Annotated in this window: 18 protein-coding genes; 15 read left to right on the top strand and 3 right to left on the bottom strand. The window is 35.3% G+C overall.

Going from position 1 to position 20,926, the window contains the following annotated elements:
• Nucleotides 1-221 precede the first annotated feature (221 nt).
• Nucleotides 222-860, top strand: coding sequence for a GntR family transcriptional regulator (locus tag OU989_RS06240; protein ID WP_274796258.1), 639 nt, complete (start codon nt 222-224; stop codon nt 858-860).
• Nucleotides 861-877: 17 nt separating this feature from the next.
• The gene (locus tag OU989_RS06245) at nt 878-1,927 is read left to right on the top strand and encodes a 2,3-butanediol dehydrogenase (protein ID WP_274796259.1); all 1,050 of its coding nucleotides are present in this window, start codon (nt 878-880) and stop codon (nt 1,925-1,927) included.
• 321 nt (nt 1,928-2,248) lie between these two features.
• On the opposite strand, the gene yiaA is transcribed toward OU989_RS06245, so the two are convergent.
• On the bottom strand, nt 2,249-2,719 hold the full coding sequence (gene yiaA / locus OU989_RS06250) for an inner membrane protein YiaA (RefSeq protein ID WP_274796260.1): 471 nt from the start codon (nt 2,717-2,719) through the stop codon (nt 2,249-2,251).
• 769 nt (nt 2,720-3,488) lie between these two features.
• On the opposite strand from yiaA, the gene OU989_RS06255 reads away from it, so the two are divergent.
• The 4 genes from OU989_RS06255 (at nt 3,489) to OU989_RS06270 (ending at nt 8,117) form a co-directional block, all read left to right on the top strand.
• Complete coding sequence (locus OU989_RS06255) at nt 3,489-3,932, top strand: GNAT family N-acetyltransferase (protein ID WP_274796261.1); 444 nt, start codon at nt 3,489-3,491, stop codon at nt 3,930-3,932.
• A gap of 443 nt (nt 3,933-4,375) precedes the next feature.
• Entirely contained in the window at nt 4,376-5,185 is an 810-nt protein-coding gene (locus tag OU989_RS06260; RefSeq protein ID WP_274796262.1) for a CPBP family intramembrane glutamic endopeptidase, read from the top strand.
• Between the two features lie 78 nt (nt 5,186-5,263).
• The gene (locus OU989_RS06265; RefSeq protein ID WP_274796263.1) at nt 5,264-7,522 is read left to right on the top strand and encodes a sensor histidine kinase; all 2,259 of its coding nucleotides are present in this window, start codon (nt 5,264-5,266) and stop codon (nt 7,520-7,522) included.
• Nucleotides 7,488-8,117, top strand: coding sequence for a response regulator transcription factor (locus OU989_RS06270; RefSeq protein WP_274796264.1), 630 nt, complete (start codon nt 7,488-7,490; stop codon nt 8,115-8,117). Before OU989_RS06265 ends, OU989_RS06270 begins: the two co-directional genes overlap by 35 nt.
• A gap of 206 nt (nt 8,118-8,323) precedes the next feature.
• Here the strand turns inward: OU989_RS06270 and OU989_RS06275 are convergent, their stop codons facing one another.
• Nucleotides 8,324-9,517, bottom strand: coding sequence for an MFS transporter (locus tag OU989_RS06275; protein WP_274796265.1), 1,194 nt, complete (start codon nt 9,515-9,517; stop codon nt 8,324-8,326).
• A gap of 242 nt (nt 9,518-9,759) precedes the next feature.
• On the opposite strand from OU989_RS06275, the gene OU989_RS06280 reads away from it, so the two are divergent.
• From OU989_RS06280 to OU989_RS06305, 6 genes are all read left to right on the top strand, one after another.
• Complete coding sequence (locus OU989_RS06280; RefSeq protein WP_274796266.1) at nt 9,760-10,344, top strand: TetR/AcrR family transcriptional regulator; 585 nt, start codon at nt 9,760-9,762, stop codon at nt 10,342-10,344.
• Nucleotides 10,345-10,528: 184 nt separating this feature from the next.
• A complete protein-coding gene (locus tag OU989_RS06285) occupies nt 10,529-10,690 on the top strand; it encodes a hypothetical protein (protein ID WP_274796267.1) in 162 nt (53 codons plus the stop codon).
• A gap of 157 nt (nt 10,691-10,847) precedes the next feature.
• The gene (locus OU989_RS06290) at nt 10,848-11,897 is read left to right on the top strand and encodes a Cfr family 23S rRNA (adenine(2503)-C(8))-methyltransferase (RefSeq protein WP_274796268.1); all 1,050 of its coding nucleotides are present in this window, start codon (nt 10,848-10,850) and stop codon (nt 11,895-11,897) included.
• 447 nt (nt 11,898-12,344) lie between these two features.
• Entirely contained in the window at nt 12,345-13,088 is a 744-nt protein-coding gene (locus tag OU989_RS06295) for an SDR family NAD(P)-dependent oxidoreductase (RefSeq protein ID WP_274796269.1), read from the top strand.
• Nucleotides 13,089-13,375: 287 nt separating this feature from the next.
• Nucleotides 13,376-13,783 (top strand): Rrf2 family transcriptional regulator, encoded by a 408-nt coding sequence (locus OU989_RS06300; RefSeq protein WP_274796270.1) that lies wholly within the window; start codon nt 13,376-13,378, stop codon nt 13,781-13,783.
• Nucleotides 13,784-13,855: 72 nt separating this feature from the next.
• Nucleotides 13,856-14,755: an NAD(P)/FAD-dependent oxidoreductase gene (locus tag OU989_RS06305; protein WP_274796271.1), complete on the top strand. Its 900-nt coding sequence runs from the start codon at nt 13,856-13,858 to the stop codon at nt 14,753-14,755.
• Between the two features lie 56 nt (nt 14,756-14,811).
• Here OU989_RS06305 and OU989_RS06310 read toward each other — a convergent pair whose 3' ends face one another.
• Nucleotides 14,812-15,426, bottom strand: coding sequence for a flavin reductase family protein (locus OU989_RS06310; RefSeq protein ID WP_274796272.1), 615 nt, complete (start codon nt 15,424-15,426; stop codon nt 14,812-14,814).
• Nucleotides 15,427-15,683: 257 nt separating this feature from the next.
• Here OU989_RS06310 and OU989_RS06315 point away from each other — a divergent pair, with 257 nt between their 5' ends.
• The 3 genes from OU989_RS06315 to OU989_RS06325 all read left to right on the top strand — a co-directional run bounded on the left by OU989_RS06315 (nt 15,684) and on the right by OU989_RS06325 (nt 20,906).
• Nucleotides 15,684-16,136, top strand: coding sequence for a CBO0543 family protein (locus OU989_RS06315; protein WP_274796273.1), 453 nt, complete (start codon nt 15,684-15,686; stop codon nt 16,134-16,136).
• A gap of 495 nt (nt 16,137-16,631) precedes the next feature.
• A complete protein-coding gene (locus OU989_RS06320) occupies nt 16,632-17,903 on the top strand; it encodes a DUF5068 domain-containing protein (protein ID WP_274796275.1) in 1,272 nt (423 codons plus the stop codon).
• A 522-nt stretch (nt 17,904-18,425) separates the two neighbouring features.
• Entirely contained in the window at nt 18,426-20,906 is a 2,481-nt protein-coding gene (locus OU989_RS06325) for an S-layer homology domain-containing protein (RefSeq protein ID WP_274796276.1), read from the top strand.
• Nucleotides 20,907-20,926: the final 20 nt, after the last annotated feature.

The following is a 20,926-nucleotide window of genomic DNA, read 5'->3' on the forward strand; positions in this document are numbered from 1 at the left end:
AAATCAACGTAACAATCATTTTCCTAGCGTTTTAAACTTCTCTTAAAAGATTCTTCAATAGCATTCCAAAACAAGATAATTGAAAGTAACAAGCTTTTATATTAAAATACCTTTATAGATTATCGATAATCTATAATCCATAATATATAACACCTTTAGCTAATCACCCTATACACTGAACTATGTTAAAATAGAAGATATAAATTTAATGGAGTGGTTTAATGGGGTTTGATGAAAATTCAATTTCAAAAAAAACAATTTCTGAGCAAATAGCTGAACGATTATTATTTCGTATATTTTCTGGGTATTATGAACAAGGTCAGCGCTTAATAGAAGCGGAAATTGCAAAAGAGTTACAAGTAAGTCATGCACCTGTCCGTGAGGCTCTTTATCTTTTACAAAAAGATGGTGTAGTTGAAAAAGTTCAACATAAAGGTGTAAGAGTGAAGATTATAACGGATCAGGAATTGAAGGATTATTTGGAAGCGCTTTATTACCTATTGGATACTGCACTTACAAAGTGTGAATCTAAATGGACGGCCGATTTGCAAAGCGAACTATTACGTCGTTTTGAAGCAATGAAACAAAGAAAGTCTGCTGAAAATATTTATGAATATGTTGTTTCGTTTGCACACTTATTACAATTGTTTTTTGATGTTACAGGAAATATTGCGATGCTACGATTTTTTAAAGAAACCATATTTGTTACAAACGTAGCTGCACAAACAAAATGGAAAATGAATCTAGTTGAATCCTATCATATGTCCATCAATACATTTATCAAGTGTATAGAAGCATCGGATTTTGATAATGCACGAGTAGCTATTAAAGATGTTATTTTATGGTACCAATTTAAATAATTTTGGGGGTAACATAAATGAAAGCTGCAGTTTGGCATGGTGTGAAAGATATTAGAGTAGAAGAGGTTGAATTACGAGCTTTAAGAGAAGAAGAAGTGAAAGTAAAAGTAGCGTGGGCTGGTATTTGTGGAAGTGATTTGCATGAATACGAAGAAGGTCCCGTTTTCGTACCAGTTGATGTCAAAGCTGAATTAACAGGTGAGGTTGCCCCACTTACAATGGGACATGAATTTGCTGGAATCATCGAAGAAGTTGGCGCTAAGGTTACTGATTTTAAAGCAGGGGACCGAGTTGTAATCAACCCTACTTTAACGTATAGAAACAAGCATGAAGATGTCGATCGTTATGATGGATTTAACTTCATCGGATTACATGGAGACGGTGGATTTGCAGAATATGTCAACGTCCCCGTAACAAATATCCACCGTTTAGCAGATAATTTAACATTACAAGATGGTGCACTTGTAGAACCAATGGCTGTTGCTGTACAAGCTGTCAAAGATGCTGGGGTTACACTAGGAGATTCAGTTGCAGTATTTGGGGCCGGACCAATCGGATTATTAACAGTAATCGCTGCCAAAGCATCTGGTGCAAGCAAAGTTATTGTATTAGATTTATCTGACGAACGACTAGAGAAGGCAAAAGAATTAGGGGCAACTCATGTTATTAACTCAGGTAAAGAAAATCCTGTACAAGCAGTTCGAGCAATCGTAGCAGATGGAGTTGATGTATCCTTTGAGGTTGCTGGAGTAGCTCCTACCTTTAAACAAGCAATTGATGTAACAAAACCTCGTGGTAATATGATGATTGTTTCGATTTTTGCTAGACCGATCGAATGGAATCCAATGCAACTTACAAATACAGGTGTTAATGTATTATCATCAATTGTTTATACACCATCAATTTTCCAAAGAACAATAGATGCTATGAGCTCTGGTCAACTAAAACCACAAGGAATCATCACAAGTCAAATTGAACTAGATGAGATTGTTGACAAAGGATTCAAAACGTTAACAAGTGACAAAACACAATCTAAGATTTTAGTTGCGATAAGTGGAGAAAAATAATATAGATTAATGTATATCTAACGGAGCATGGCTAATTACAGCCATGCTCTTTTCGTCTAGTCTCCTGACATAACATTGTTTTACTCGGAATTTGATAGAGGGAAGGGGGCTTGAAAAATTAGTCTCGACTTTTTTCACTATCAACGTACAACAGGGAGCAGGGTACCAAATATCAATAGGAAAGATTTTTACATAAATCGAAAGCGTATTGTACTGAACTTGGACAGGCCGAGGACTTGATACGCTTAGGAGTGTAATGAGACAAGAACAAATGACAAAAGGAATCCAGAATGAACTTCTAGATTCCTTGAGTGATATAACTTAATTTCTTTCTTTTGCTCTTTGTGTGTCTCTAATGTTCTTTTGGACCGTAATGGATGCAAATAAACTAAGAACAAAGGACATACCATAAAAACCTTTTTCGCTTAAAACAATACTTCCAGCATTATATAACCCAATACCCATTAATGAAATAGATAGAATAAGTGCGATCCAACTAATACCATAATAAATACTAGTAACGGGTATTCCCTCATCTTTGTCTCTTACCGCTTTTTGTAACGATATGGCTGAATAGAGTCCGAAAACTAAAACGGCTAAGTAATACCCTTTTTCATTTAGTTGCATCGTTGCGTTGAACAATCCTATAAGATAAGCAGAAACACCTACTAGCAAAGCTGCCCAAGAAGCACCTTTAAAAGCAGCAGTCGGTTCTCCCTCTTTTCTTTCTATTTTAATTTTCTGATCAGGTTGTTTTTCCTTATCTAATGAAGTTTCATTTTGATTAGACAATGAATCCTTCTCCTCCTTCTTTCACTGTATAAAAACATTCTATCATTCTAAAGGGATGTTATGAGAACAGAAATTTACAAAATCTCACTTTCAGTAAAAAAGCAACTCTTTTTGTAGGAAACAGCTTAAATTTGTCCTATTTTGTAAAAATATAGACGGTTAATATGGATTATAAATGGTGCAACTGTGCCTAGTTCTTCAATGACAAAACTATAAAGGCTTCATGGTGATTTTTTGGAAAATTCTATTGTGTACTAAGATTAACTTTGTTTCAGATTATTCAAAGACACAGCTGATTATGTCAATGCACCGCTATATTAGACTTGCGACTACAATAATAGAAATCATAAAAATGATTGATAACAGCTTTGTTTTGCTACAAATAAAGCTGTTAAAAACCACACTATTGATGAACTGAAATCACCAGAGACTACAAACGCTAACATGAATATGCTTCTTCCCATAACGTTTGCCCTACATTATTCAACTTCTTTCTATAGAATATGAAGAAATAAAAAGAAGGTGATGATTTTAAATTCGATTAGTTGAAATGGAAGGTAATATTACAGAAGTAAACGATTAAACGCAGGATATAATGCTAGTAAAATTGGATATTCTTATAAAAGAACTCAATTTATACATGAGAGTTTTTCTATTAAAGTTTGTAAACTATAATATCCTATAAGGAGTGATGTGTTATGCAAATAAAACAATATAAATTTAATGATTCGGATAAAATAAACTAGACTATTATAGGAGGAATCCAAATTTGATTTATTTAAAATCTATTGATCAAAGTAATTGGGAAGATTGCATAGAACTGAAAGTAAAGCAGGAACAGCAAAGTTATGTAGCATCAAATTTGTATTCAATTGCGGAAAGTAAAATATTTCCTCATTTAAAAATTAAATCAATCTACTGCAATGAAAAGTTAATAGGTTTTGCAATGTATGGAATAGATTCAGACGATGGGAACTACTGGATTTATAGATTTATGATTGATGAACGTTTCCAAGGACATGGATATGGTAAGGCCGCAATGAAATTAATTATTCAAGATATAGAAGGCAGAAATGATTGTACTGACGTAGTATGGCTTGGGTATCAACCGGAAAACGAACAGGGAAGAAGATTATATGCGAGTGTAGGATTTGAAGAAGTAGGAATTGCTCCATGGGGTGAAATGCTGGCTAAATTTAGCTTTTCTTCATGAAGCTGAAGCATGTAGGTAAAAAATAAAATATTATTTTTAGTTTCTTTCATTTTTCGAAGTTAATTTTGCAGGGAGTGAACCATCCTAATTAGATTTTAGCCAAAAAGCCCGAACTATTTACAAAACATTAATTTAATGTTCTGTAAATTGTTTGGGTTTTCAATTTATAGGGATAACTTTTACTTCAACATTTTCTTGTGATATTTATAAGTCAATTGTTTATTTACCGTATATTGGCTGAATCTTTTATTAATTAAATGAATATTGACGTGAAGTAACAAAAAACGCAATATTATTTCTTTGCGTGAACACGCAAAAAGAATGCGTAAGTAAACTTAATTTTGACGGAAAATACGGATTCTGTAGACACCAAAGTCCGCTATGCTCAATGAGTACTTTAAGAAATTAAAGTTCATTTTGAGAATAACAGGAGGGGTTTTGTCATGTCTGAGGTTTACCGTAAACTTGTAGATTTTTTCAACTTGTCTGATCCGAACTATATCCGTTTCGTCCGTAAATATGAAGCCAAAACAAAAAAAGAAATTGCTTTTTACTTGTTTATTGGTTTGTTACCCGGTCTGATAGCATATGTTTTCATCTATCCGCTTCGAGAGATGATAATGGCATGGACCGACTTATCAGCTCATTATGTGCAGTTATATGTGCTTGTCCTAATGAGTGCCGGCTGGCATATGCTCGTTCCTTTCCTAATGCTACGATACAAGGACAGACTTTCATTCAAGGAATCACTCGTATACTTAGGCTTCACCAGACTTGATCTGAAAGGGCTGGTATTCGTCTTTCCGATTTTGACGATTCTATTCACGCTTTTATCGTTACCTTATGTAAAATATGTCTATCCACCATTTTTTGAATGGCTGAATGGATTCCCTGCTTTCCATATGGGGGAATGGCATGTTTTTTATCAAGGATACTATGATCCAGCTTTTCCGTTACCGTTATTGCTAATTGGCCTAATTGGAAATTTTATCGGTGAGGAAATTTATTTTAGGGGTTATTTGCTACGTAAAGTGGGACTTCTCAAGTTTGATTGGCTATGGATTGCCATCATTTTTCAACTCTATCACATGTGGCAAGTGCCAATTAACTGGGCGTACGTTCCGTTAGCCATAATGATTCCTGAAGAAATCTTAGTGAAGTTGCGCAAAAATATTTATGGCGCTATCCTGCTGCATTTATTTGTCAATTTTTTATGGGGGATGATTAACATGTATTTAGTGGGAGTTCGATAAGCGCTTAGCATGTCATTCACCTTTACTTTTATGCTCGACTAAGTGATTTATTAGAGTAATATACTTAAAGAGAGGTGAGTGGATTTGCAAAAAATAGCCCGTAAATATAATTTAGCTGTATACAGTTCAGCCTTGTTATTTTTACTTGTTGCAGGTTATATTCATGCCATTACTTTAAAGAATCCATATACTGGTTTAATGTTCCTTGAAGACGGAAACACCTGGGTCGTTGCATCCATCGATCCAGCCGGTAAGGTTAGAGAATGGGACATCCATATCGGTGACAGACTTTTGATGGTTGATGGTCAAAAGCCAGAAATAATGAAATTAGGTAATCGTGCTTATCTGAAGAAATTGGGGGTACTTCAGTTCGAGCGCGAGGGCTTGGGTCGCTTCGAATTGCGTAGTGAATTAGCAATGTCAGAAGTTTATAAAAGTTTGTATGCAGCATGCGTGGAATTGGCGCTGCTCGTTATCGGACTGGCTGCCTATAGGAACAAGCCTGAGTCCTATATGGTGCGTCGTTTTTATGCATTAAATGTATTTATGGCGGCGACGCTGCTATCGGTCTATTCAACAGAGACTGTGCTTACTGGACTAATATTGCCTGTCGTTGTTAGTTGGTTGCCTTACCTGCTATTTGCTTTCTTCGTTGCCTTCGTATTTCGCACGGTCCCAAGGTGGATTGGTTTAGTAATGGCTGTCTATCGGGTATTGGCAGCTATGTTCGCTGTATATGCTTTACTAGTTTTCTCGCTAGGGGTCATCCCAGGATGGACCAGGAGTGCTCTTCATGCAGCACTGATTGGTACATTACTTGCCCTATTCGTCATTACTATCATATATTGGCGTACGATGGATCGCGCTGAAAAAAATCAGCTTCTTACATTTGTTGCTGCGTTGACATTTGGCCTGTTACCTTACCTGTTTTTATATGCACTCCCTGATCTACTATGGGGGGAATACATAGTGTTGCCGGATATGACATTGGCCGGTCTTATTGTTTTCCCAGCTTCCATCCTAACGTTGTGGACCAGACAAAAGCTGCTAGATATCCGTTTTTATCTCCCTAGTTTAGTTATTAATGGATTATTTTTGGGGATTGCAACTATCCTGATAGCAGCGCTTATACGTTCTAGTGCATCTCTACTAACACTTATATTGTGTGGTGCGTTTATTATTCTCACATTGCTACACCGACTTGGACTTGATAGTTTCAAACGACAGCGGAAGAAACGGGAAAATCTATTGGATCAACAAAGGTTAGAGATGTCGATTAGGCTTGCTGAACATCGTAATAGCCGTGATCTATTACGAATGCTTGCCGAGCTCGTCCATAGCGTGACAGATATTGAAGGGCTTTGCTTCGTCTGGAATCGGGGAAGTGAAGCTATTATCTATGGAACAGGCCAATTTACCGAGACGCATACCAATTTTAGCCAACCTTCACTAACTGTTTTTGCACAAGTGATGAATCTTGTACAGCCTGATGGAAAGGTCATAGGCTATTTGGGACTTGGTTCAAAAAAAAATAATACTTCCTTTACGCCTGAAGAACTAAGCTTAATCAACAAAGTAAGGCAAGAAACCGTTAGTCTCCTGATGGGTGCTGCTTTACTCGATGAACTAAGAGGAGCGAGAAGTGAATTACCAAAGGAAACCTCAGAATACAGATTGCTAGAAGCCCAGCAGGCAGAGCGGATTCGGTTGTCATATTACTTGCATGATCATGTGTTGCAGAATCTAATTTTTCTTGCTCGCGATTTGGAAGAGTTACACGATACCGAGCGAAGTGACAGGCAGTTAACCGCCGTTTGGTTAAAATGTTTGTACGATACGCAACGTGACATCCGAAAGCTATGCGATGATTTATATCCGCACATCATTGACCAGGCGGGGTTAGATGCAGCACTGCTCTGGCTCGCACGCACAGTTAAAGAGAACGGAGGCCCTGCAATTAAGTTGGACAACAAATTGCCAGCTACGTTGCCTCCATTATACAAAATGACACTATTTCGAATTGTTAGGGAGCTTGCAAATAATACGGTTAAGCACGCGAAGGCACGAAAGTTGGAAATTCAGCTATGGGAAAATGATGACGCGTTCTGTGGAAAGGTCAGTGATGATGGCATCGGATTCGATCCAGTACAAGCTAAAGACAGTACTGACTCTAAAGGATTTGGGCTTGTCACAATCAGTAGTCAAGTAGCTAAATTTGGAGGAGCTATCGAGATTGAATCGGAAGCTGAACGAGGTACGATTGTCTTTATTAGACTGCCAAAACTGGGAGGTGAAGCAAATTATGGATCAACCAATCAAAGTTCTGTTACTCGATGATCATCCACTTGTCATGGAGGGATTGAAAAATCGACTAGAGCGTGAGCAGGATATGCAGGTCGTAGAGACATTCAGTGACCCGCTTGAGGTGATTAAACGTATCGGTACATTGAAGCCGGACGTCGCCGTAATTGACATTTCAATGCCAGGTATGACGGGATTTGACTTGGCAGTAGAAATAAAGCGGACTTACGATATGGCAATCAAAATGATCGTGCTGTCGGGTTATGTCTACGATGAATATGTGCAAAAAGCTTATGAGATAGGAATACATGCTTATTTATCGAAGCAGGCGACCTATCCACAAATAATAAATGCCATTCGGCAGAGTATGCTTGGTCTGCGGCTCGTACCGGAAAATATCACTACATTACCGAGAGCTGATCAATTAACACCAACAGAAAAGGCTGTACTAAAGCAAATAGCGCTTCAGAAGACAAATAAAGAAATTGCTAGGGAGCTAGCTATGAGTCAGCGGACGGTGGAATATCATATGGCGGCAATTAACCAAAAGCTTGAGGTGAAGACAAGGGTCGGGGCGGTAGCAAAAGGCTATGAAATGGGATTGCTAGAACGCTTATACGACAGAAGCTAGCATTAAAGTGTTAATTGCCGCTATAGCGATACTTTTTACATTAGATAGTGAATAGTGAAGTAGGAATGAGTCTGAGTGCCAAACGGCCCATGGCAACATTAATATAAATTTGTAATAAAGCACATAGTTAGATTAATAATTGAAGAAACGGATTTGGATTAAGAAGAAATCTCCAACTCCGTTTCTCTAAAGAAAAAATTATAGAATTACTTCTTCTCTGTAGTAAAATAAAGTAAGGATATAATTGGAAATGTTATTCCAACCCATAATGCTGTACTCCATCCTCCCTCGGCATATGCCCACCCCCCTATTGCAGATCCAATTGCACCGCCAAAAAAGAAAATAGCCATGAATAACCCATTCAGCCGACTACGAATTTCGGAACTCAACGAGAAAATCTCGCGTTGTCCGAGCACAAGATTTGCGGATACTCCAGCATCCAACAATAACGATGAAACTACGAGAACAGCTATTCCGATGGGTGAACTTGTTTGGATGATAAGTGGCAATAAAAGAGAAATAACAACTGTAAGGAGTGCTATTCCTGTTGCAAGTCTAGTAAAGCCACGATCTGCAATTCGTCCGGCTATGGGTGCAGCTACTGCACCTGCAACTCCAACTAGCGCGAATAATGCAACTTCTTTCTGAGAAAAATGAAACATAGAGCTAGTTAACAGTTGAGGAACTGTAGTCCAAAATAAACTAAAAGATGCAAATACACATGCATGATATGCAGCCCGACGGCGTAATATTGGGGTTGTTCTTAGCAAATGCCACATAGAATAGAGCAGAGCTAAATAGTGAGTGTCAGTTGAAGGCTTTCTTGTAGGTAACACCTTCGCAAGTACGATAGCTAAAATAATAATAGCTATAGCAGATAAAATAAATATGGCATGCCAGCCAAAAAAATCAGCGACTAAGCTCGATAAAGGACGTGATAGCATAATTCCAAGTAACAAACCGCTCATCACATTGCCAACAACTCGCCCGCGTGAAGAATCGGATGCAAGATAAGAAGCAAAGGGGACGAGTACTTGGGTAGCTACCGAGCCTAAACCAATGACAAATGAAGCGGCTAGGAACAACCAAGTTTGTTTAGACAGTGCTGTAATGATGAGAGCAACTGCCGTGATAAGTAAAGATGAGACAACTAACTTCCGATTTTCTAAAATATCTCCTAAAGGCACGATAAATAACAAACCGACTACGTAACCGATTTGTGTTAACGTAACGATAAAGCCAGAACTGTTTGCTGACAACCCGATGGATGAGCTAATTACTCCGACTAAGGGCTGTGCATAATACAGATTAGCAACAATGATACCGCATGCTGTTGCCAACAGGAAAGTTAACCAAGAAGGGATGTTTTTTTCAAATGTTTGTTTAGTTATATTAGGCATACTGAACAACTCCTTATGTGAAAATTTATTGTTTAAACACTAATAATTACAACGCCATGTTGTTTCCTCCCTTAAGTTTTGTTCAATTATAAATACTAAACGTATAGTATATAAAATGATTAACAACATAATATACTGAACGTACAGTTTTGTAAATAGGCAAATCCAACTTTCTGTTTTTCTATATAATTGATATACTGAACTTATAGTTTTTAAATTCCGGAAGAAAGGTGATACTTATAATGGATGGTAAAAGAGGGAGACCACGTAATTTAGAAGCACAAAACTCAATCCTATCAGCATCGTATGATTTATTATTAGAAAACGGGTTTCAGGCTGTAACTGTTGATAAAATTGCAGAATGTGCCCAAGTTAGCAAAGCAACTATTTATAAATGGTGGCCAAACAAGGCTGCTGTAATAATGGATGGTTTTCTTTATGCTGCCTCAGAAAGATTGCCTGTGCCTGACACTGGTTCGGCATACGATGATATACTTATTCACGCCACAAATTTAACGAAGTTTTTGACGAGTCGAGAGGGGACAATAATTAAGCAATTATTAGGAGAAGGACAATTTGATTCCGGATTGGCAGATGCCTATCGTGATCGATATTTTCGCCCTCGCCGACTTGAAGCAGGCAGTCTTTTAGAAAAAGGGGTAGAACGTGGTGAATTGAAAAAAAATATCGACATTGATATATGTATTGATTTAATTTATGGTCCAATTTTCTATCGATTACTTGTGACCGGCGAACCATTAGATGAATCCTATGTACAACAATTAATAGTAAACGCTTTTGAGGGAATTCGTACTATCAAGCAGTAAAAATAGGTTTACTGGAATCTTATTTTCAAACCTTAAAATAGCCGGGGGCACATATATAGTGCAAAACCTTAGTGTGATTATAATAATGAGTGATACCTCTGTAAAACAAACATTTATCTTTACATAAGGGAAACTTCATGCTATGGTATCTATTACTATTATTTACAGAAAAGAGGTGAAAGCAATGATAACAGTTTTTAGAATTTTGTTCGGTAAAAATGCAAAACTTGGAAATCGTTTGGCGTATAAAGGGAGTGGTCTGTCCTTTTTTAAGCCAAATAACCAAACAAAATCAGTTATCGGAGCTTTTTCTCTACAGCAAATAAACTTTAATTCAATGACATAAATAATGTCCTTGATTATTTGTGTAAGATTTTTTAAGCGTAGTAACACCGATAATTGTGTCGGTGTTTTTTTGTGCTTAATTTTATAAAAAAGGTTAGATGATAACTCCCTCAAATTTTACTCAAGCAAAAAAGAGTTAAATTGAAGGGTGAGAAAATATGCAACAAAAAAACAAGTATGCAAGAATTCAAGAGTTCTTAAATCAGAATAATTTCCCTAATTTTAGAATGAACCAAATTACAAATGCTATATTCCAAGGTCGGATAAATAATTTCACTGACATAACGGTTCTTCCTAAATCCCTAAGAGAAATGTTAATAAAGGAGTTTGGAGAATCGATTTTAAATATTGAAGCGTTAAAAGTACAACATTCTGAACAAGTGACAAAAGTTCTATTTGAAATTGTAGGGGATGAAAAAATAGAGACAGTAAATATGAAATACAAAGCTGGTTGGGAGTCATTTTGCATATCCTCTCAGTGTGGCTGTAATTTTGGTTGTAAATTTTGTGCTACTGGAGATATAGGATTAAAACGCAACCTCACATCAGATGAAATTACAGACCAAATTTTGTATTTTCACTTGAAAGGACATTCAATTGATAGTATTTCTTTTATGGGAATGGGGGAAGCATTAGCTAATGTACAAATTTTTGATGCTTTAAATGTTCTTACAAATCCGAGGTTATTTGCTTTAAGTCCTCGCAGATTATCAATTTCGACTATAGGCATTATTCCAAGCATTAAAAAGTTGACTCAAAATTATCCGCAGGTTAATTTGACTTTTTCATTACATTCTCCATTCAATGACCAGCGAAGCAAGTTAATGCCAATTAATGATCAATACCCTTTATTGGATGTAATGGACACTTTAGATGAGCATATACGGGTGACCTCAAGAAAGGTTTATATTGCGTATGTTTTGTTAGCTGGAGTGAATGATTCTATTGAACATGCAAAAGAAATAGTAAATCTTTTAAAAAGTAGATATAAGAAAGGGAACTTGTACCATGTAAACATCATCAGATATAATCCAACTTTTAGTTCACCTATGAGATTTGAAGAAGTAGGTGAAAATCGTGTTGAAAACTTCTATAAAGAATTAAAGTCAGCAGGAATTAACGTTACGATAAGAAGTCAATTTGGCATAGATATAGATGCGGCTTGCGGGCAATTATATGGAAACTATCAAAAAACAATTACCGAATAAATAAAGGTGAAGGTAATGGTCAGAACGTGGGAAGTGCCATAAAAGCTAATGATCAAGAAGAAAATAGGAATGTTCCAGTAGAAAAAAGTGGATTATAAAAGATACGATGTAATCCAAATTGGATGACCAATAAAAAAACAAGGTGAACTTGGGGGGATATGTTATATAGGTTCATTGCGCTAAACTCCTTCTTATATAACTGTAAAGGAATAAGCTCATTCCTTCTAAAGTATTGAATACGTTTTTTCCTAGAAGATATACTACTAATGCAAGCAGAAATAAAAAGCAATAGGAGGCAATATCAAATTTTTTAGATTGTAAGTTCATTTTGATATTGGCCGTGTAACAGCACTTGCGTTAGCGTGTCAGGTTCATCAGGTGCGATTGAAACGTAACCTGAATCAAATCTGGGATATATTTTAGAACATTACGTAGGAGGAACTTACTATGAGATTTCAAGATAAAGTTGTCATTGTAACAGGAGGGGCAAGTGGTCTTGGAGAAGCTACAGCACTTGAATTTGCAAAAGAAGGAGCGAAAGTAGCTATCGCTGATGTTGCAGATAAGGGACAAGCATACTCTGATGAATTGAATTCAAAAGGCTACGATACAATCTTTGTAAAGACTGATGTATCAAAAGAAGACGAAATTAAAAATTTAGTTTCTACAACGGTTGAAAAGTTTGGGAAATTAGATGTTATGTTTGCAAATGCTGGCATTAACATTGAGGCTGATGTACACGATCTAGATTTAGCATCTTGGCAAAAAGTAATTGATATTAATTTAACAAGTGTCTTTCTTTCAGATAAATATGCAATTGAACAATTCCAAAAACAAGGTACTGGTGGAGTTATAATTAATACTGGTTCTATTCATAGTCTAGTTGCACGTGATGGTCTTGCCCCATATTCAGCTTCAAAAGGTGGCATTAAAATGCTAACTCAACAAGTAGCTGCTAGATATAGTAAAGAAGGAATACGTGCAAATGCTATAGCTCCAGGCTATATTGAAACACCGCTTATGAACACATTATCACAAAATGTCATTGATAGCTTGGTAGGTCTTCACCCAATGGGACGTTTAGGTAAACCTGTAGAAGTAGCCAAAACAGTATTATTCCTAGCTAGTGATGATTCATCATTTATTTCAGGCGTAACTTTACCAATTGATGGTGGTTACACAGCTGTTTAATCTTTATAATTAAATACACATTTATCATGAACTGCATCCTACTTGTTAGCTATTAACTAACAATTGGAGATGCAGTTTTTTATTTTCACTTATGATTTATAGACTCATTGCTAAAAGAAATATTATAGAAAACATCGATTCTAATAAAGGTTTGGGGAAAAGTCCTAATTGTTTTTCGAGTCTTTTTTGTACACTAAAATAAAACTAGCATCGATACAAAAAAATTGACCGGTAAAAATTAAATAGATATTATGGATATATTAAGTCCTTAATATGGTGGTGATAAGATGAAGCTAACAAAAGCAACTAATTATGCTCTCCACACAATGCTATTTTTAGCTATTAATCCACCCAATGAGCATATTGGGGTGGCAAAATTAGCTGAACGACAAGAAGTTTCAACGACCTATCTATCTAAAATACTAACAAAGTTAGTAAAGTCAGGAATGATTGAATCTGTCTCAGGTGCAAATGGAGGCTATAAATTAAAAAGGGGATGGGAAGAACTTTCATTACTCGATGTTATAAAGGCCGTTGAAGGTTTGACCCCTATTTTTGATTATTGTTTGAATCATAATCCTGATTGTTTAATTCAAAAGGCGATTGAATCAGCTGAGGAAAAGCTGTTGGATGAATTGGATCACACACTAATTGTCGATCTAGCTAAAAAAATGAAGGAGGCATCACCTATGTAATGGTGATGTTTTTCACCCTAATTGTAGATATTAAAGGTCTTTAATATATTTTATGAAAATGGAGGAAAGCAGATGTATCAATACGATTGTATTATTATAGGCGGTGGGCCAGCTGGTTTAAGTGCCGCTTTAACTTTGGGTAGAGCACGAAGGAAAATACTTTTATTTGATAATGGAACAAATCGAAATCGTGTAACACAGGAGTCCCATGGATATGTAACAAGAGATGGAATAAAACCTCATGAATTTAAAGAAATTGCTCTTACAGAATTGCAGTCTTATCCATCTATTTCAATTTCAGATCAGACAGTTATTGAGATAAAAAAAGATGATCAACAATTTGTAGTGAATACATCAAATAATATTTCATATCTGACTGAAAAAATATTATTAGCTACTGGTATACAAGAGGAGTTTCCCATACCACAAATCAGACAATATTATGGTAAGAGTTTATTCAGCTGTCCATATTGTGATGGTTGGGAGCTAAAAGATAAGCCATTAGCTATAATAGCAGAAAGCGAAGCACACATTAATCATATGACCAAGTTGCTGTTTAATTGGTCACAGGACTTAATTGTATTTACAAATGGTCATCAACTTTCCGATATCATACAAAATGAATTTCAACGTAAAAAGATAATGGTATATACGGCTATTATAAAAAATTTACATGGAGACGAAGGTAATTTATACAGTATTGAATTGGAAACAGGTGAAAACATTGTAAGAAGTGGTGGTTTCGTAGTTCCAAGTTTTTATCGTCCAAATAATTTGGCTATACAGTTAAACTGTCAAGTTGATGAAAACGGAGGAATTATAACAGACAATGCAGGAAGAACAACAGTGAGTGGAGTATATGTTGCAGGTGAAACTGAAAAAGCAGGACCCTCTTCCTTGATGATTGCCGCGGCTGATGGCTTTAAAGCTGCTACAAGCATAAACTTAGATCTAACATTATTGAGATTTTAAATTAAAAGCTGATGAGTTGAAAATACAAACTCATCAGCTTTTGTTATAAAAGAGGTTTACATTTCTGATCGAAAGTTGTTACCTAGCTCGTTACCCAGACCAAAATAATGTCGGAAATTATAAATAAGAGGACTCCATTTATTGGGGTCGATATGATGATCTTTTATAATAATGTCCGTATGTGCATGTACATGTATCGTTTGAGTTTCAACGATTGCAAAATCCGGAGAATAATTAGGAACGCGTATATGTTTTACCTTTGCCTCAATTTGTATGGGGCACTCCATAATACGAGTAGGAATGACTGTTGTAGACTCAATAGGTGTTAATCCACTAATTGCAAACTTATCTTTTCTATAAGTAAAGCCAATCTGTTTCTTAAAATCTGGCACTATATTTTTTCCTGTATATGGGGCTAACTGTTCTACATTCTCCCATAGAGAGGGATCAGGAATATTAATAACACATTCGGGATGTCGTTCTAAATTTTCGATTGCTTTTCCACCAAGCCCTATACCTAAGACAATACAATCTCCTAATGCCCATGACGAGGATAATGGACTAATATTTACTGTTCCATCCTCATTCAACGTAGTCAGTAAAATTACTGGAAATCCATAATATAAAATTTTTGGGTTAATCATTTTTGTGTTTGGATTCGTTATTTGCATCTTTAGGTCCCCCTACAATCTGTTTTTATTTGCTAACTCATTGTAAAATAGAAATATTTCCATTTGCATCGAAGTGTCGATTACATAAATAACTATATTCTTTAAAGAATCTTAAGAATATGATGAAATTAATAAATCCAGCTACACTGGTGGGGCAGGGTTGCTAGAAAAAATGACTGCTAAAATAATAAATCTGTATTCTGAAGAGTAGTTAAAAAAATTTATGTTAATAATAGTACTAAAAGGACGTTAGTCAAATGTTCTTCAATTTTCTAATTGCATTTGTTCTTCCATGGCTTATTGCTTCCATGCATTTATTTAAAAAAGATAGTTTATTAATCGTATTAGTCGCCCCTTTTTCTAGTGTCCTAGCTTATTTTATAAATACCATGGCTTACTATTTTGGTTTTTGGGAGGTAGCCCCTTTTCCAGAGCAAAAAAATCTTGCTTCATTGCCTTCAGAGTTGGGGATTTACCCTGTATTAGCTTGTTACTTAGTTTTTCTTATAAGAAAGTTTAAAAGGACTTATATGGTTGTTGTAATAATGACCGTAATTACAACATGTTTAGAACAAATTTTTGTTCTTTTCGGGTGGATCATTTATGAAAATGGATGGAATATAGTGTATACATTTTTCTCCTATCTGTTGCCCTATCTTGTCGTATATTGTTATTACAGATACTTAACAAAATTATCTATGTTTGAATAAAATTGAACCTATTGTTAACCTGTTTGTTTTTATTTAGAGAATGGTCATCTATTTATAGGATAAAGCCAGGGGGCTCATAGAATGAAGTGAGTTACCTGGCTTTTTCATATGTAGTAATTGATTGGTCGGTTTTCTGTGTAAGGAATAAGAATCTCGTGTTTTCTATTTTTGAGACTTATGACCTGGGTATATTATAACTTTTTTACATATCCAAGTACAAAACCGTTGTTATAAATAGGATAAGAACTATTTACCTACCTATGAAAATGCTACACGAAAAAGAAAATGTAATAATTTGTATTACATTAAATGATATCGGATTACTAAAGTGTTAATTATTGGTATGCCTTTGTTGCGATAGTATAATTTTTACCAAAAAATGTTGTTTCATTACAAAATGTGGATTAAAATGGGTATCAGCTCAAAATGGTTTATTGTGAAACTATTTTAAAATTGAGTTTGAAGTTTCTGATTATTGAAATTATGGAGGAAGAAATGAAAAAGAACTTATTATTATTACTGTCACTTACTTTCGCTATCGCTGTTATTCTTAGTGGATGTGGAAAAAGTGAGGAAGAAGCGAAGAAAGACAATGATGCGAAAAATACGCAAGAGGAACAAGGACAGGAAAAAGAACATTCAGATAAAAATGAGGAAGATAAGAAAGAAGAAGAACCAACTAAGGAATCAGCAGATATTACTTCTTTAATCTCTTATATGGAAGAGGAAACACAAGGGACAGCAAAAGTTCTTTATGAAAATAAAGAGCCACAAGTCCATAAAATGGAGGATGTTTCAATTTCTCTTGATAGCTACTCGTTAGTTGAATTAAAGGACTTCCACACTGATTTTGCTATTCCATTTAACGATGAAACAAATGGTGGGGTTATTTTAGCAAAATATACAGTGAAAAATGACATGGATAAAGATGTCTACTATATGCCAAGCTTAGATATTACTTATACAGGAGCACCTAAATACTATACTAATTATAAGGATTTAATTCCAGAGGATCAGCAATTGCCTACAAAATTAAACTATCAAACAGGTTATGAGCTGAAAGCTGGTGAAGAGGTAACTGGCTACATTGCATATCCATTCGGAGAAAGTCATTTAGCGAAAATCAATGAGTTAGGTACAGTTACAGTAATGGTTCCACTACCAATTACAGAGAAAGATAAATATGATACGTCTATTGGTTCAGAAGGCCGATTTAATTTAGCAATTAATGCACAAGGTTCTGAGAAGGTTTCTAGTAACGCTGCGTTCTATCAAGATAAAGCAACGATGGACAACATGGGTGAAAAGAAAATGCTGAAGGAAAAAAGTAATATCAACGACAGCAAACCAATTGGTGATGTCAATGCAGTGTTAGAAGGGTATCAATTTACTGCATTTACCCCAAATGAAGTGGAAGCACCACGTTTTTCTAATTTCACAAATGGCGTAACATTATTAACAGTTAAATTTAAATTAGACAATAAAACGACAAGTGAAATTGGTTTATCGTCTTTGTCCTCAAAATTAACAGTGAATGATGGCACTCAATATTTATTGGATGAAGGAATGCTATTAAATTATGGCTATAAAGATGTCATTAAAGCTGGTGAAACGGGTGAACTATTACAAATCTATGTGCTAGATCAAGAGCAGTATGAAAAGATTTGGAAAGATAAAGCCTTTGAAATTGAATTAGGTCCAATTCGTAACCAAGGAGCAGAGGATATTTCTAAAGGGAAAAAAGCAACGTTTATTCTACCAAAATAAAAAACTAAGAGGAAGGCATGAGTCCATTACAGGGCTTAAGCCTTTTTTTGTTTAAAAGATCGTTGAAAAAAATAGAACCTTTAATTAATACAATTAGGACCCTATCAAACATATAGTAGACAGTTTGTTGTTATATTAAGAAAGTATTGAACGTAAATACTTTTTCTACATGAAATCTCTTAAACATGTAAATATTATCTAACTTTTGTCATCAAGTAATCAAACACTCCTATATTTTGGAATTTTTTAATGAAGAAATTACCTACATAACCAATACAGTATTAATATTACCTTATTTTTAGCATTTATTTATTGGTAATGTAGTTATAATATTGTCTTGTAAAGCAAATTACAGTTGGATTGGGATATTTAATCTTGGAAACTTAGGAAGATTGCTTTACATATAATTGGTTGTAATTATTATTTGCGAGAACAAATTATACATATTTTAAAAACTAAATAGAGCGATAATATTGTTTTCACAGAATAATATAATTTATTAAAATTCTGGAGGAATATACTATGACAAAACAAAACAAAGGTCGTAAATTTTTCGTAACTACTGCTACTGCAGCATTAGTAGCATCAGCAATCGTGCCAGTAGCATCAGCTGCTGAATTTAACGATGCAGATAGCATTTCATCTTGGGCTAAAGAAGCAGTTCAATTTTTAACTGACAAAGGCTTCATCCAAGGCGATGAAAAGGGGAACTTCAACCCAGCTGGTACTCTAACTCGTGCAGAAGCTGCTGAAATCTTATCAAAAGCATTAGACTTAAAAGCAACAGGAACTGAAGATTTTTCTGATGTAGATGAAAATGACTGGTTCTATAATGCAGTACTTGCAACTTCACCTGAATTATTTGACGGTATGGGCAATGGTAAATTTGAACCGAAAGCTCAATTAACAAGAGAACAAGCTGCGAAAGTAATCGTAGAAGGATACCAATTAACAGGTAAAGCGGATTTAAGCCAATTCGCGGATGCTTCTAAAGCTTCTAAATGGGCTGTATCTTACTTAGAAACAGCTGTAGAAAACGGCGTAATCAACGGTAAAGGTTCATTATTAGCTCCACAAGATAAAATTAGCCGTGAAGAATTCGCTACAATGGTAAAACGTACAATTGATGCAACAGTAAAAGAGGTAACTCCAGCTGTAGCTTCTGTACAAGGACTTAATGCAAAAGAGCTTGAAGTAAAATTCAACACAGCTGTTGATGCAAAAGATGCTGCTGTGACAGGTAAATATGCGATTGAAGGTGTAGCGATCACAAAAGCAGAAGTATCTGAAGATGGCATGTCTGTTATTTTAACAACTAATAAAGAATTAAAATTAACAAATGGTAAAGTAACTGTTAAACCAATCCAAACAAAAGCAGATACTAAAGTTTTAACTGAAGAGTTTAACAAATTAATCACATTTGCAGACACAACACCTGTTAACGTTAACTCTGTAGAAGCAAAAGGCACTACAGCAGTAATCACTTTCGATGAGCCTGTACAAAGTGAAGGAACAGTAAGCTTAAATGGTGCTGAACTTTCTAAAGATCGTTATACTTTATCTGGTAAAACTTTAACTATCAAAGGTTTAACTGCCGAGCAAGCTTATAAAGTAGATATCGTAGGTGCAACTGACTTCGCTAATAATATTGCAAATCCAATTGCTGTGAATTTCACAGTTCTAAAAGCAGACGCTGATAATTCAAAACCAACTGTTTCTACAGCAGTAAACGGTACAGAAATTACGTTTGATTTCTCAGAAGAATTAAAGAAACATGATTTTGTTGTTGATAAAGAGACAACTATTAAAGGGTATGCAAAAGTAACTGTTGGATCAACTGTTTTCTATTTAACAGATGCTGATATTAAAGATACAGAGGATAAAACTGTATTCACGATTGATGCAAAATCAGCATTAGGTACAGCTACATTCATTAATACAAACATTAAAGTAGAGGGACAAAAAGATTTAGCTGGTAATGCTGGAGATGCATTTGAGTTTAATGCTATTCTATCAAAAGATTTAACACCTGCTTCACTTGTATCTGCTTCTACTAAAATGTTAGTAGCTGATGATGTAAATGCTACTACAGATGTTGATGCACTATACCTTACATTTAGTGAGCCAGTAAAAGTAGATGGCACTTTAACAGTTAAAACGCAAAACGGTATTGCTTACACTACTGGAAAAGAAACAGCAGTAAAAGCAGACGCTGGTTTCGATGTAGATGGTAACGGTAAAATTGAGGGTGCAGAGAAAAACACTGTAAAAGTTGACATTGATTTAGATAGCAATTCATCTTATACATTTGAATTATCTGCAAAAGCAGTGACAGATTTAGCTGGCAACGTGACTGCAGATACAGTTACTTTCAATGTAACAACAGGCGTGTTTGAAGCTACACCTGAAACACCTACAGATTCATTAGTATTTGGAGCTACACCAGTTGTTGTAACAGATAACAATGTATTCACTGTTGAATATGCTGCAGATGTAACTGCAACAGCAACAAATGCTGCTAACTACACACTTGGAGGAAAAGAACTTCCTGCTGGTACTCAACTTCAGTTTGTAGATGGTACTAAAAAAGTAAGATTCACTTTACCTGAAGGTTCTATCACTGCTAATGGTAATTATGTACTTGAAGCTATCAATGTAGTAGATACAAAAGGTAACACTCTTAAAGGTGGAAAAGTGACAACTCTAGTAGCACTTAAAGAAAATGTTGTACCTGTTGCTACTAAAGTAACTGCAGTAGATAGCAAAACATTTACAGTAGACTTCTCTGAAAATATTGCTGACCAAGCTGCACCAACAGGAGTAACAGTTAAAATTGCTGGTTCAACTGTAGAACTTGCTTCTGCTAAAGTAGAAGGTGGTAAACTTACTGTAACAACTAAAGCTGACTATACATTAACAGACAGCATTGTAGTTGAATTCAAATCAACAAACTTAGTTGACGCTAATAACAACAAAGTGAAAGACGGATCTATTGCTAAATAATTAAACCGTTCAAATTTTGA

It is taken from the genome of Lysinibacillus irui (assembly GCF_028877475.1).
Taxonomy (GTDB): Bacteria; Bacillota; Bacilli; order Bacillales_A; family Planococcaceae; genus Lysinibacillus; species Lysinibacillus irui.

Excerpts from the sequence above, each read along its gene's own strand:
- OU989_RS06275 (WP_274796265.1), bottom strand. The coding sequence starts at position 9,517 with ATGCCTAATATAACTAAACAAACATTTGAAAAAAACATCCCTTCTTGG.
- OU989_RS06305 (WP_274796271.1), top strand. The coding sequence starts at position 13,856 with ATGTATCAATACGATTGTATTATTATAGGCGGTGGGCCAGCTGGTTTA.
- OU989_RS06320 (WP_274796275.1), top strand. The coding sequence starts at position 16,632 with ATGAAAAAGAACTTATTATTATTACTGTCACTTACTTTCGCTATCGCT.
- OU989_RS06240 (WP_274796258.1), top strand. The coding sequence starts at position 222 with ATGGGGTTTGATGAAAATTCAATTTCAAAAAAAACAATTTCTGAGCAA.
- OU989_RS06260 (WP_274796262.1), top strand. The coding sequence starts at position 4,376 with ATGTCTGAGGTTTACCGTAAACTTGTAGATTTTTTCAACTTGTCTGAT.
- OU989_RS06325 (WP_274796276.1), top strand. The coding sequence starts at position 18,426 with ATGACAAAACAAAACAAAGGTCGTAAATTTTTCGTAACTACTGCTACT.
- OU989_RS06280 (WP_274796266.1), top strand. The coding sequence starts at position 9,760 with ATGGATGGTAAAAGAGGGAGACCACGTAATTTAGAAGCACAAAACTCA.
- OU989_RS06310 (WP_274796272.1), bottom strand. The coding sequence starts at position 15,426 with ATGCAAATAACGAATCCAAACACAAAAATGATTAACCCAAAAATTTTA.
- OU989_RS06270 (WP_274796264.1), top strand. The coding sequence starts at position 7,488 with ATGGATCAACCAATCAAAGTTCTGTTACTCGATGATCATCCACTTGTC.
- OU989_RS06315 (WP_274796273.1), top strand. The coding sequence starts at position 15,684 with ATGTTCTTCAATTTTCTAATTGCATTTGTTCTTCCATGGCTTATTGCT.
- OU989_RS06245 (WP_274796259.1), top strand. The coding sequence starts at position 878 with ATGAAAGCTGCAGTTTGGCATGGTGTGAAAGATATTAGAGTAGAAGAG.
- OU989_RS06285 (WP_274796267.1), top strand. The coding sequence starts at position 10,529 with ATGATAACAGTTTTTAGAATTTTGTTCGGTAAAAATGCAAAACTTGGA.
- OU989_RS06300 (WP_274796270.1), top strand. The coding sequence starts at position 13,376 with ATGAAGCTAACAAAAGCAACTAATTATGCTCTCCACACAATGCTATTT.
- OU989_RS06295 (WP_274796269.1), top strand. The coding sequence starts at position 12,345 with ATGAGATTTCAAGATAAAGTTGTCATTGTAACAGGAGGGGCAAGTGGT.
- OU989_RS06290 (WP_274796268.1), top strand. The coding sequence starts at position 10,848 with ATGCAACAAAAAAACAAGTATGCAAGAATTCAAGAGTTCTTAAATCAG.